The sequence below is a fragment of the Flavobacterium gelatinilyticum genome, from assembly GCF_027111295.1.
GTDB classification, from domain to species: Bacteria; Bacteroidota; Bacteroidia; order Flavobacteriales; family Flavobacteriaceae; genus Flavobacterium; species Flavobacterium gelatinilyticum.
Map to the genome: position 1 here is coordinate 1,917,430 of NZ_CP114287.1, position 12,010 is coordinate 1,929,439.

13 protein-coding genes are annotated in these 12,010 nt (G+C 34.8%); 11 read left to right on the plus strand and 2 right to left on the minus strand.

Annotated elements, in window-relative coordinates; genetic code table 11:
- Positions 1-61: 61 nt before the first annotated feature.
- The 11 genes from OZP11_RS08285 to abc-f all read left to right on the plus strand — a co-directional run bounded on the left by OZP11_RS08285 (position 62) and on the right by abc-f (position 9,083).
- Positions 62-424: a hypothetical protein gene (locus tag OZP11_RS08285; protein WP_281234750.1), complete on the plus strand. Its 363-nt coding sequence runs from the start codon at positions 62-64 to the stop codon at positions 422-424.
- A 238-nt stretch (positions 425-662) separates the two neighbouring features.
- On the plus strand, positions 663-1,823 hold the full coding sequence (locus OZP11_RS08290; RefSeq protein WP_281234751.1) for an acetyltransferase domain-containing protein: 1,161 nt from the start codon (positions 663-665) through the stop codon (positions 1,821-1,823).
- Positions 1,824-1,887: 64 nt separating this feature from the next.
- Positions 1,888-2,376 (plus strand): hypothetical protein, encoded by a 489-nt coding sequence (locus tag OZP11_RS08295; protein WP_281234752.1) that lies wholly within the window; start codon positions 1,888-1,890, stop codon positions 2,374-2,376.
- Positions 2,377-2,446: 70 nt separating this feature from the next.
- A complete protein-coding gene (locus OZP11_RS08300) occupies positions 2,447-3,004 on the plus strand; it encodes a hypothetical protein (protein WP_281234753.1) in 558 nt (185 codons plus the stop codon).
- Positions 3,005-3,038: 34 nt separating this feature from the next.
- Positions 3,039-3,506 carry a DinB family protein gene (locus OZP11_RS08305; RefSeq protein ID WP_281234754.1) on the plus strand — a complete coding sequence of 156 codons (468 nt, stop codon included), beginning with the start codon at positions 3,039-3,041 and terminating at the stop codon, positions 3,504-3,506.
- Positions 3,507-3,523: 17 nt separating this feature from the next.
- Entirely contained in the window at positions 3,524-4,234 is a 711-nt protein-coding gene (locus OZP11_RS08310) for a M949_RS01915 family surface polysaccharide biosynthesis protein (protein WP_281234755.1), read from the plus strand.
- 234 nt (positions 4,235-4,468) lie between these two features.
- Positions 4,469-5,653 (plus strand): hypothetical protein, encoded by a 1,185-nt coding sequence (locus OZP11_RS08315; protein ID WP_281234756.1) that lies wholly within the window; start codon positions 4,469-4,471, stop codon positions 5,651-5,653.
- Positions 5,654-5,828: 175 nt separating this feature from the next.
- Entirely contained in the window at positions 5,829-6,155 is a 327-nt protein-coding gene (locus OZP11_RS08320) for an ArsR/SmtB family transcription factor (protein WP_281234757.1), read from the plus strand.
- The gene (locus OZP11_RS08325) at positions 6,145-6,645 is read left to right on the plus strand and encodes an SRPBCC family protein (protein WP_281234758.1); all 501 of its coding nucleotides are present in this window, start codon (positions 6,145-6,147) and stop codon (positions 6,643-6,645) included. Before OZP11_RS08320 ends, OZP11_RS08325 begins: the two co-directional genes overlap by 11 nt.
- A gap of 56 nt (positions 6,646-6,701) precedes the next feature.
- Complete coding sequence (locus OZP11_RS08330; protein ID WP_281234759.1) at positions 6,702-7,205, plus strand: SRPBCC family protein; 504 nt, start codon at positions 6,702-6,704, stop codon at positions 7,203-7,205.
- A gap of 291 nt (positions 7,206-7,496) precedes the next feature.
- A complete protein-coding gene (abc-f, locus tag OZP11_RS08335) occupies positions 7,497-9,083 on the plus strand; it encodes a ribosomal protection-like ABC-F family protein (protein WP_281234760.1) in 1,587 nt (528 codons plus the stop codon).
- An 82-nt stretch (positions 9,084-9,165) separates the two neighbouring features.
- Here the strand turns inward: abc-f and OZP11_RS08340 are convergent, their stop codons facing one another.
- Positions 9,166-10,701 carry a YifB family Mg chelatase-like AAA ATPase gene (locus OZP11_RS08340; protein ID WP_281234761.1) on the minus strand — a complete coding sequence of 512 codons (1,536 nt, stop codon included), beginning with the start codon at positions 10,699-10,701 and terminating at the stop codon, positions 9,166-9,168.
- 79 nt (positions 10,702-10,780) lie between these two features.
- Positions 10,781-11,755, minus strand: coding sequence for a Gfo/Idh/MocA family protein (locus tag OZP11_RS08345; protein WP_281234762.1), 975 nt, complete (start codon positions 11,753-11,755; stop codon positions 10,781-10,783).
- Positions 11,756-12,010: the final 255 nt, after the last annotated feature.

Here is a 12,010-nt window from a genome sequence, read left to right on the forward strand (position 1 = left end):
CAGAGCATTCAACTTTTAATGGTATATTCGTTATTAAAAACTCCATCTTAAATAGTACAAAATGAAACCTCAAATACGCTTCCTGTTCTATTCAATTCTTTTCTTTTTATATCTCACTTCAACACATTTTTTACTTTCGCTGGGCGAAATCTTAAAAACAGATCCTTACATAACTCTGGGCTGTGGTTTTGGGGTTCTAAATCTTATTTACGCCTTTTTAGGTTTAAAATGGAAGCCTCTTTTAAATATAATCTTTTCAGCCGGAATTGCTGCTTTAGCCCTGTTTCTGGCTTTACAATTTACAAATCTGCATTTATTTATAGATTATGATCCGTATCAGGTTAAAACTGCCATTTTTGCTAATGCGGTTTTCTCGATTATTTTCTGGGAAATTGTGTATCAGGTAAAAATTAGAAAGCAATAATATCAATTACCTTCAGTTTTAGCTAAAGGTTAAAAAATTAGTCCGGAATGGGCTTTAGCCAAATCAATAAATTTTGGCTAAAGCCTTTTTCTTTTTTACTTCATGCTGACCTCCAGTTAAAGCTTGAGACAATTCATTTTGACTTTATAGAATTTTAAAATCTCAAATATGAAAATTGATTACAAATACTTACAAAATAATTCATTAGTTTTACTCTAAGCATTTAAGAATCAAAACCATGAAACGACAACCATCCATCGACATAGTCCGGGGCATCGTAATGATTATTATGGCATTGGATCATGTTCGGGATTTGATGCATGTCGATTCTATCACTCAAAGTCCAACCGATTTAACAACTACTGCTCCTTTGTTGTTTTTTACGCGCTGGATTACACATTTATGTGCGCCTATTTTTGTTTTTCTGGCCGGAACTTCGGTATATCTTTCACTGCAAAGCAAGAATAATGTATCCGAAAAAAGATCGCATTTAATAAAAAGAGGTCTGTTTCTAATCGTGCTCGAATTTACAATTATCAATTTGGGGCTCTTTTTTGATATTGGTTTTCACACCCTTTTATTTGAGGTCATAGCCGCAATAGGTTTCGGGTTTGTTGTTTTGGGATTACTTCTTAACATACGTTCTCAAACTCTTGGAATTATCGGCTTGGTAATCATCTTCTGCCACAATCTTTTACCTCTCATTCCTTTTGCCGAAAATTCGGTTTTAAAAGTGATTTTATCGCCATTTTTTAGTCCGGCAGCAATTCCGTTTTCCGGAAGAGTATTTGTAATGGGATATCCGCCAATTCCGTGGCTTGGCATCATGCTTACCGGTTTTGCCGCGGGAAGGTTCTTTGAATTCGATTCAGAAAAAAGAAAAAGAATATTTATCAAAATGGGGCTAAGTTCCTTAGTTCTTTTTGTCATCATCCGATTTATTAATATTTACGGTGATCCTGCTTTGTGGACTTCGCAGAAAGATTCGGTTTTTACATTTTTATCATTTATAAATGTTACCAAATATCCGCCTTCGCTCCTCTTTTGTCTCGTAACTTTAGGAATAATGTTTTTACTGCTTTCCATTGCAGAACAATTCCAAAGCCAAATCAAAAAAGTAACTTTAGTTTACGGCAGAGTTCCTTTGTTTTATTTCGTTGTACACTTTTATGTCATTCATATTTTAACACTTATTCTGCTTTTTGCACAAGGTTTCAGCTGGTCACAATTCGAATTTGCATCTGGAACTTTTGGAAGACCAAAAGGCTTAGAAAGCGGCCTGCCTCTTTGGTCAATTTATTTAATATGGATTTTTGTTGTGGCTTTACTTTACAAACCTTCGGCATGGTTTGGAAAATATAAAGCCCAAAAACAGCATTGGTGGCTGCGATACATTTAATTTACAAAAAAGACAATTAATAAAATATACTGTTACATTAATAATCCCCAAAAATATTTAAAAAATGACCTCCACAGAAGCCCCAATGAATGATGCAGAAGTTAAAATCGTAAAACATAAAAATATCAAATCAGTACTTTTTTTGTTTGGGTTTGCTGCTATTACCTCCTTTTTACTATGGCTTTCAATTACTGATGAATTCTCGCTGTTCCTTATTGTATTTACAATCGCTTTTGTAATTATTACCATAGCACTTTTTATAGATGTGGTCACAAAATTCAACATAGCACAAAAAGATATTCAGCAGCAGATTAAAGTGATTGATCAATTTACAGTAATCAAAAAACACCAAAGTAAAAACAGCGGCAACAGTTACTCCTATTATATTGATTTTAATTCGGAAGATATTAAAAGTTATGAGATCAAAAAAAAAGCCTTTGATGCTATAAATACCCACGATACAGTCGAAATCGAATATACCAAATATGCTTTCTGGATACTTAAAATCGAACATAATGGCATTAATATCGAAAATAAGTTCACAAATCAATAAATTGATGTGATTTGGTAAGTAATTATCTATATTTACGTTCTTAAAATTTTTATCAGCCAAAATCATTATTATGAAAACTAAAATTCTACTTGCGTTATCTGTAATTGCTATTTCGTGTAAAAAAGAAACAAAAACAGAAATCGAAACTTTGCAGGTCACAACAAAAGATACTGTTAAGGTTTCAGTAAAAGAAGAACCAAAAACCCAGGAAACAGATACTATTACCATTTCAACAAAACACAAAACCAACAAAATTTTATGTGATCTTGACGGAGATCAGTTAGACGAAACTGTAGAAATTGCAAGAAGCACAAAAAACCAGAAAAGCGGTTTAAAAATTACATACGGAAACGGAAAAAGAACTGATTATCTCGGTTTTGGAAATGATATCCTGCAGCAGGGATTTGATGAAATTGACTGGGCAGGCATTTTTGAAAAAGCACCAAAAAACGAAATTTACTTTAATAATGTAAACGAAGACGGCGAAATTATTGGTGAAGAAGATATAAAAGAAGAAGACAAAATAAAACTTCCAAATGATGGAATCTTTATTCACGCCGAAGAAAGCTGCGGGGGCGGTATTATTTACCTGAAAGACGGAAAATACAACTGGATTCAGCAGGAATAAAATTGAAATAATGAACTTCTAAATTATTCTGAATATGAAAAGTACAGTAGAAATTGCAAGTCGTTTTAGAGAAATTATCCTTAACGGAACCTGGGTCGCCAACACCAATTACAAACTCCAGCTCGAAAATCTGGATTGGAAAACGGCCGTTACTCCTATTCAAAACTTAAACACAATTGCAGTTCTCGCGCAGCATATTCATTATTACATTAACGGACTTAATCTGGTTTTTAAAGGCGGTCCGCTTGATATAAAAGACAAATTCAGTTTCGACTTCCTTCCTATTCAATCCCAGGATGAATGGGAAAATTTCCTGACTAAATTCTGGAATGATTCTGAAGAATTTGCTTCACTCATTGAACAAATGCCCGATGAAAAACTAAATGAATCTTTCGTTGACGAAAAATACGGTACTTACAGAAGAAATATCGACTGTATGATCGAACACAGTTATTATCATTTAGGACAAATTGTGCTGCTTAAAAAATTACTTTCCCATTAAATTTATATACGCCTTTCATGAAAAAAATTTCAATACTATTATTGGTTATTACTCTTTTTGCAAGCTGTAAAGACGACAAAAAAGAAGAAATAAAAACCACTGCCCAAACCGAACAAACTTCAAATGATGAACCATTTGTTTTAAAGGTTGAAAAAATCGATTCGACACAATTTCCTAAATCTATAAAATACGAAGGTTTTGTAAAAAATGCCCTTAAGTGGAAAGACAAAGCCGGTGATCATATTGTAATTATTACTGAAACGGGTTATCATATTAACAAGAAATTCGCTCATGAGTCTGATGGTTCAGATGCTGAATTGTTTGCTTATCACTACATTATTTCCGGAAATGAAGCAAAACAAAGCTGGAAGGTTTACGATTATGTTTCGGACTGTCCGGTAGATATTATTGCTTCGTTTGTTAAAAACACCCTTCAGGTCACTGATAATAACAACAACGGAATCGCCGAAATCTGGCTGATGTACAAAACCGCCTGTCATGGCGATGTGAGCCCATCTGAGATGAAAATTATTATGTACGAAGGGAGCACCAAATATGCTATGCGCGGGGAAAATAAGGTCGCTGTGGGGATTGGCGATAATGGCACAGAACAATACATAGGCGGTGAATTTAAGTTTGATGAAAACTTTAAAAAAGGACCAAAAGTATTTAAAGAGTTTGCCCAAAAATTATGGGATGATAATGTAATTGAAAAATGGGAAGATTAAAAGATTTTCTTCTCTAGTCTGTTTTTCATTTCTTATAAAAAACAAACTTCTAATCCAGCCCCGATAGAGCCGGTATCCTTTTGTGGTCCCAATATCGGGGACCATAAAAGATAAAGGCAAAAGCGGGACTAAAGGTGTTTTGAAAACGTCTCGCCTGCTGCATAATAATTTTAAAAAAGGCATAGTTGTTGAAAGTTAAAAAGGATATATTTACACCTTCAAAAAGTGACTACTATGCAAAAAACTACTTTACTATTTTCTATACTTTTTTTGGTCCTTTCGTCATGCGGCGTAAAGACCACACAGTCACTTTTAAATGATGGTGATTACGACGGTGCTATTAACCGCGCGGTCGAAGCTTTGCGAACAAAAAAAGATTCTAAAGGAAAACAAGATTATGTATATCTGCTTGAAGAAGCATTTGCAAAAGCAAAGGACAGGGATTTACGCAGTCTTGAACTGATGATTAAAGAAGCCAATCCGGCTAATGCTGAACGTGTTTATAATACGTATTTACAACTGAATAACCGTCAGGAAAAAATTAGTCCTTTACTGCCTCTGCCTTTATTAAAACTGGGAAAAAATGCCTCGTTTCCGTTTGATAATTATTCGGACAGAATTGTGAGCAGTAAAATAGCACTTACCAAATATTTATATGAGAATGCTTCTGCCTTAATGAAATCAAAAAACAAAATGGATTTCAGAAAAGCCTATGATGATTTTGCTTATTTGGCAAGTCTTAGTCCGAATTATAAAAACACCCAAAAACTGATGGATGAAGCACAGTTTAAAGGAACTGACTTTGTTGATGTATACGCCAAAAACGAAACCGAAACGGTGATTCCTAAAGTTTTGCAGGACGATTTACTGGACTTTAAAACCTACGGATTAGATGATAAATGGACCGTATATCATAACGTAAAACAAAAAAATGTTTCCTACGATTACAGCCTGATTATCAGTTTCAGACAAATTCTGATTTCGCCTGAGCAGATAAAGGAGAAAGAATTTATAAAAGAAAAACAGGTGAAAGACGGTGTAAAAACACTTCTTGACAGTCGCGGAAGACCTGTAAAAGACAGTCTGGGTAAAGAAATTAAGGTTGATAATTATAAATTGCTTCGCGCTAATGTATACGAATACAGACAGTTTAAATCATGTCAGGTAACGGCTAAAGTAGATTATGTAGATTTGAAAACGAATCAGTTAGTGCAGACTTTCCCGGTTAGCAGCGAGTTTGTTTTTGAGAATATTTATTCGACTTACAAAGGAAACAGAGGTGCCTGCGATGATAATTATCTGGGGTATTTTGACAAACGTGCCGTTCCTTTCCCGAACAATGAACAAATGGTTTTTGATACGGGAGAAGATTTAAAAGCGAAGCTGAAAGATATTATTGTCCGAAATAAATTCAGATAAAACACAAACAATCAAACACTTAAAAACATAATTTAATATTTGAAAGACGCATTCAAAAAATGCGTCTTTTTTTATTTATTTAACTCACTATCAAAAAAATATAGAATTATTTATTGCGCAACCAAAAAGTTGCGTATATTTGCAACTGATTAGTTGCTTATTATTTTTACTTAAAATGAAACGAGATATTTTTCAGGCCATTGCCGATCCGACCCGAAGAGCCATTCTGGTATTGGTTTCTTCAACTGCATTGACACCAAATGCTATTGCAGAAGAATTTGACACCACCAGACAGGCGGTTTCTAAACACATCAAAATATTAAATGAATGTGATTTACTGGAAGAAAAAAAAGTGGGCAGAGAAATTTATTATCAGCTAAAAATCGATAAAATGAAAGAAATAGATCACTGGCTCGAACAATTTAAGAAAATATGGGAAAGCCGATTTAGTCAATTAGATAAAGTATTATTGAATTTAAAATCTAAAGAAAATGAAATCTAATCTATTAATGAATTTTTCCATAGATAAGGAAAATAAAACCGTGAATGTAAAACGCGAATTTAACGCCTCATTGTCGAATGTCTGGTCTGCCTGGACCGAAGCCGAAATTCTGGATCTGTGGTGGGCGCCGGCTCCTATGAAATCCAAAACCAAAAGTATGGAATTTAAAGAAGGAGGCAGAAGATTATACGCCATGATTGCTCCTGACGGTGTTGAGCGTTGGAGTACTTTTGATTATTCTTCGATTTCTCCTAAAACAAATTTCAAATACGCTGCTACTTTTTGTGATGCCGATGGAAATCCAAATTCTGAATTTGGAAGTTCTTACTGGGACATTTCTTTCTCTGAGCAGGGAGACTCAACTTTTGTCGACATCGTTATTAGAAGAGACAGTCTGGAAGAATTGGAAAAGATCGTCGAAATGGGTTTCAAACAAGGATTTACCGCTGCTATGGAAAGTTTGGATAAAATTTTTGAAACAAGAAAGTAAAACACACGTTATTAAACAATTAAAAAAAATATTAACGACTAAAAAATCTAAAGAAAATGAAATCAAATTTGTTAATGAATTTTACTGTAGACAAAGAAAATAATACTGTAAATGTAAAACGTGAATTCAGCGCGCCATTATCGAACGTTTGGTCTGCATGGACAGAAACTGAAATTCTCGACCAATGGTGGGCGCCGGCTCCGTGGAAATCAAGAACTAAAAGCATGGAATTTAAAGAGGGCGGCAGAAGACTTTATGCTATGGTTGGACCAGAAGGCGAAGAACACTGGGCACTTGCCGATTATACTTCGATAAGTCCGAAAACAAATTTTAAATGGCTCGATGCTTTCTGCGACAGCGAAGGAAATTTAAACGAGGATTTTCCTCGTTCTGACTGGGATGTAACTTTTTCAGAAAAAGACAATTCTACTTTTGTTGATGTAATCATCAAACATGAAAAACTTTCTGATCTCGAAATGATTATCGAAATGGGCTTTAAAGAAGGCTTTACAATCGCAATGGAAGGTCTGGATGAGATTTTTGCCGGGAATACAAAATAATTATTTGATAACATAAAAAGGTCCGGGTAAAAAAAGCAAGCTGTAATTAAATTTGCATTTACGTTTAATAATCACTTTTATTGATCATTAAAACGAATGTTTTTTGCCCTGACCTTTTTATTTTTTACTTCACTTATCTGCATTCGTAAAATCGTAAAAAAATAATTTTATATCTTTGCATCATTAAACAAACCACACAATCTCTATGTGAATAAAAATTTCTTTCGGACAATTTTAAGGTAAGCCAAAAAATCGGCTTGCATATTTGTTTATTACTTTAAGAAAGAAATTATGGTTATTTTACAGAATATCTCATACGCGCATGCGAACAAAGAAGTTTTGTTTGACGCAGTCACTTTTACAGTTAACAATCACGAAAAAACTGCTTTAATTGGCAATAACGGAGTTGGAAAATCAACTTTATTAAAAATTATTGCCGGAGAATTGCAACCAGCAGAAGGTGTAATTAAGGCAAATTCCGTTCCTTATTGTGTACCTCAAATCATTGGACAGTTTAATCATCTCACTATTGCTGAGGCTTTACAGGTTGAGGATAAACTGAATGCTTTTCGCCAAATTCTAAACGGAAATGTATCCGAAGAATACCTTAATACGCTAAACGACGACTGGACGATCGAAGATCGCTGCAACGAAGCTTTACACTACTGGCAGCTCAATGATTTAAAACTGGATCAAAAACTGGAAACACTTAGCGGCGGACAAAAAACAAAAGTTTTTCTGGCAGGAATTTCTATTCACCAGCCCGAATTGGTTTTATTAGACGAACCAAGTAATCACTTAGATACTGCCGGCCGAAAATTGTTATATGATTTTATTAAAAGCACAACAGCAGCTTTAATTATAGTGAGTCATGACCGAAAATTACTGAATTTATTAAACTCCGTTTTAGAACTTACAAAACACGGAATCAGTGTTTACGGCGGCAATTACGATTTTTATGCAGAGCAGAAACAAATCGAAAACAATGCTTTGAGTCAGGATATTCAGAACAAAGAAAAAGCACTTCGGAAAGCGAAAGAAAAAGAACGCGAAACCCTGGAACGCCAAAACAAACTGGATTCCCGCGGTGAGAAAAAACAAAAGAAAGCAGGAGTTTCCCGCATCATGATGAATACGCTGCGAAATAATGCAGAAAACAGCACCGCCAAAGTAAAAGGTGTTCATGCTGAAAAAATTGGCGGCATTTCAAAGGACCTGCAAGATTTACGTTCGGCATTACCAGAGATTGATAAAATGAAATTTGGTTTTGAAAAAACTAATTTACATAAGGGCAAAATTCTTTTTACAGCGAAAGGTATTAATCATTCGTTTGAAGATAAATTAATATGGAAAGAACCTCTTAATCTTCAAATTACAAGCGGTCAAAGAATTGCCATAAAAGGCTTAAACGGCTCTGGAAAAACAACTTTAATCAAAATGATCACTGGAGAAATTGAACCTAAAATAGGAACAATTTCTAAAGCAGAAGCTAAAATAATTTATATCGATCAGGATTATTCTTTAATCGAAAATCAGTTAACCGTCTATGATCAGGTTCAGAAATTTAATGATTCGGGTTTAGAGGAGCATACCATAAAGATGAAACTGAATAAGTTTTTGTTCTCTCAAAATGATTGGGATAAACCGTGTATTGCTTTAAGCGGAGGCGAAAAAATGCGTTTATTACTTTGCTGTTTAACGATTAATACAAAAGCGCCGGATATCATTATTTTGGATGAACCAACGAACAATCTTGATATTCAGAATATCGAAATCCTGACAGCTGCAATCAATGAATATCAGGGAACTTTGATTGTAGTTTCGCATGATGATTTGTTTCTGGAAGAAATAGGAATCGAAGAATTTATACAGATTTAGTTTCAGGTTTCAAGTTTTAGGTTTCACGTTAATTAAGCATAGAGCTAAACAAGTTTTAAACGTGAAACCTGAAACTAAAACATTACCCCAGCCATCCTTCTCTATCCAAACTTCTATATTGAATAGCCTCAGAAATATGATACGAAACTATATTTTCAGAATGATCTAAATCGGCAATCGTGCGTGCTACTTTCAGGATTCTGTCATAAGCTCTTGCCGAAAGATTCAAACGTTCCATCGCATTTTTCAGAAGTTCTTTCGATTGTTCATCCAAAGCACAAAATTCACGAATCAACTTACTGCTCATTTGTGCATTGTAATGTATGTTTTCAATTTCCCCAAAACGCTTGGTCTGAATCTCTCTTGCTGCCGTGACACGTTTACGGATTTCTACACTGCTTTCCGCTTTTCGGTCATCTGCCAGTTTTTCGAAGGGAACAGGCGTTACTTCAATATGAATATCGATTCGGTCTAAAAGCGGACCGGAAATTTTGCTCATATAACGCTGCATTTCATGCGGCGAAGAAGTATTAGGCATACTCGGATCGTTGAAAAACCCGCTTGGACTTGGGTTCATACTTGCCACCAGCATAAATGACGAAGGATATGTAACCGTAAATTTAGCACGCGAAATAGTTACTTCCCGATCTTCTAACGGCTGACGCATTACTTCGAGAACATCTCTTTTAAATTCCGGCAGTTCATCCAAAAATAAAACACCATTGTGTGCCATCGAAATTTCTCCCGGCTGCGGATAACTTCCTCCGCCTACAAGTGCCACATTCGAAATAGTATGATGCGGACTCCTAAACGGACGCTGGTTCATCAGCCCGACTTCTTTCAATTTTCCCGCAACGCTATGAATTTTAGTTGTTTCCAAAGCTTCACGTAAAGTCATCGGAGGCAAAATACTCGGAACACGTTTGGCCAGCATGGTTTTTCCTGCTCCGGGCGGACCAATTAAAATAATATTATGTCCCCCGGCGGCAGCGATTTCCATACAGCGTTTAATGCTTTCCTGTCCGCGGACATCTGAAAAATCATGTTCTGGAAAATCAAGTGTTTTGTAAAATTCGGCTCGTGTATCGATCGCCGTTGGCTGTAAGGTGCCTTTCCCTTTAAAGAAATCAATTATTTCCTGAAGGTTCGAAACACCGTAAACATCCAGTCCGGCAACTATTGCAGCTTCTTTTACATTTTGAATTGGCAGAAAAAATCCTTTATAGCCTTCTTCCTTAGCCTTTATAGCAATAGGCAGCGCTCCGCGAATGGGTTGTAAACTTCCATCAAGCGAAAGTTCACCCATAATAATATATTGTTCGATTTCAGGAGCTTTTATCTGGTCAGAACCAACCAAAATACCCATTGCAAGAGGTAAATCATAAGCTGAACCTTCTTTTCTGAGGTCGGCAGGCGCCATATTGATCGTTATTTTTTTACCTGGAAAACTGAGTCCGTTATTCTTTAAAGCGGCAGCGATTCTAAAACTGCTTTCTTTTATGGCATTATCCGGAAGTCCAACTAAATGATATCCAATCCCTTTATCCATGTGCACTTCGATTGTAATGGTTGTTGCTTCCACTCCAAAAACAGCACTTCCGTAAACTTTTACTAACATAATATTCCTTTCATTAATTGTTTTTAAAACTAATGAAAAAATATTTAAATGTAAATATTTTACTACTTTTTGTAAAGTTTTAAAATTTCAGTCCAATCTGAGTTTTAATTTCTTCAACTATTCTGCTCAAATCCAAACAATTCTGGTGCGACCAAAGTCTGCTCTCAATTTCATTATTCAAAATACATTTATGACATTCGATAATTTCATGAGAATACCCTTTTCCTAAAGCTGGTAAACTGAAAGCAGCTTCTTTTTCTTCATTTTTAAATAACGAGTAACCATCTGCTGCATACCAGGGTGCATTTAATTCTATTCTTCCTTCTGTTCCTCCAATAGTTGCTTTCATATCAGATTCTGAAACAATAGAAGCATGCAAAACTGCCTGAGCAGATTCGTATTGCAATATCATAGAGGTCTGCAAATCAATATCATTTTTATGTTTAATAGCTTTTGCAGCAATTTCTTTTGGATATCCCAATAGTAAATAAGACAGAAATAAAGGATAAACACCAATATCAAATAAAGCCCCTCCTCCTAATTCTTTATCGAAAAGACGTTTGTTTTCGGTTTCACTTCCGTGAAAGGCAAAATCAGCTTTAATATAATTTACATTTCCAATTGCGCCATGATTTACTTTTTGTAAAATATCCTGAACAGATGGAATAAAACGTGTCCAGAATGCCTCCATAAAAAAGATATTGTGTTTTTTAGAAGCTTCAATTATACGAACTGCATCTTTATACGATAACGACATTGGTTTTTCGCATAAAACATGTTTTCCGTTTTCTAGTGCCTTTATAGATAATTCGGCATGTGAATTATGTGGTGTGGCAATGTACACTATATCAATTTCCGGGTCCTTAAAAAGTAAATCGTAAGAATCATAGGCTTTTACAGCTTTGATTTTTTCTGCAAACTCATTAGCCTTATAAAGATCTCTCGAAGCTGCAGCTGTTAATTCTGCATCTTCTATCAATAATAAATCTGCTGCAAATTGGTGTGCAATATTTCCCAGACCTATAATTCCCCATTTAACTTTATGATTTTTCATTCTTAAATTTTAATTACAAAAATTGTTAAAAAGATCAAATATACTTCATCATAAGCAACAATTAAATCTTTTTATGAACTAAACAGCAGTTTTTAACTCAAAAAAGACTGCTAAAAATTCCGGAAAACTATCCTTTTTTGAAAATTACTGAAATAAAATGCTGCCAAAATGTAAATTTTAAGTTTGTTTTAAGAAACACATTTAAATTTAAAGGGGTTAAATTCTAAATTTTAACAAAAATTAAACATACACCCC

Excerpts from the sequence above, each read along its gene's own strand:
- OZP11_RS08285 (WP_281234750.1), top strand. The coding sequence starts at position 62 with ATGAAACCTCAAATACGCTTCCTGTTCTATTCAATTCTTTTCTTTTTA.
- OZP11_RS08290 (WP_281234751.1), top strand. The coding sequence starts at position 663 with ATGAAACGACAACCATCCATCGACATAGTCCGGGGCATCGTAATGATT.
- OZP11_RS08295 (WP_281234752.1), top strand. The coding sequence starts at position 1,888 with ATGACCTCCACAGAAGCCCCAATGAATGATGCAGAAGTTAAAATCGTA.
- OZP11_RS08300 (WP_281234753.1), top strand. The coding sequence starts at position 2,447 with ATGAAAACTAAAATTCTACTTGCGTTATCTGTAATTGCTATTTCGTGT.
- OZP11_RS08305 (WP_281234754.1), top strand. The coding sequence starts at position 3,039 with ATGAAAAGTACAGTAGAAATTGCAAGTCGTTTTAGAGAAATTATCCTT.
- OZP11_RS08310 (WP_281234755.1), top strand. The coding sequence starts at position 3,524 with ATGAAAAAAATTTCAATACTATTATTGGTTATTACTCTTTTTGCAAGC.
- OZP11_RS08315 (WP_281234756.1), top strand. The coding sequence starts at position 4,469 with ATGCAAAAAACTACTTTACTATTTTCTATACTTTTTTTGGTCCTTTCG.
- OZP11_RS08320 (WP_281234757.1), top strand. The coding sequence starts at position 5,829 with ATGAAACGAGATATTTTTCAGGCCATTGCCGATCCGACCCGAAGAGCC.
- OZP11_RS08325 (WP_281234758.1), top strand. The coding sequence starts at position 6,145 with ATGAAATCTAATCTATTAATGAATTTTTCCATAGATAAGGAAAATAAA.
- OZP11_RS08330 (WP_281234759.1), top strand. The coding sequence starts at position 6,702 with ATGAAATCAAATTTGTTAATGAATTTTACTGTAGACAAAGAAAATAAT.
- abc-f (WP_281234760.1), top strand. The coding sequence starts at position 7,497 with ATGGTTATTTTACAGAATATCTCATACGCGCATGCGAACAAAGAAGTT.
- OZP11_RS08340 (WP_281234761.1), bottom strand. The coding sequence starts at position 10,701 with ATGTTAGTAAAAGTTTACGGAAGTGCTGTTTTTGGAGTGGAAGCAACA.
- OZP11_RS08345 (WP_281234762.1), bottom strand. The coding sequence starts at position 11,755 with ATGAAAAATCATAAAGTTAAATGGGGAATTATAGGTCTGGGAAATATT.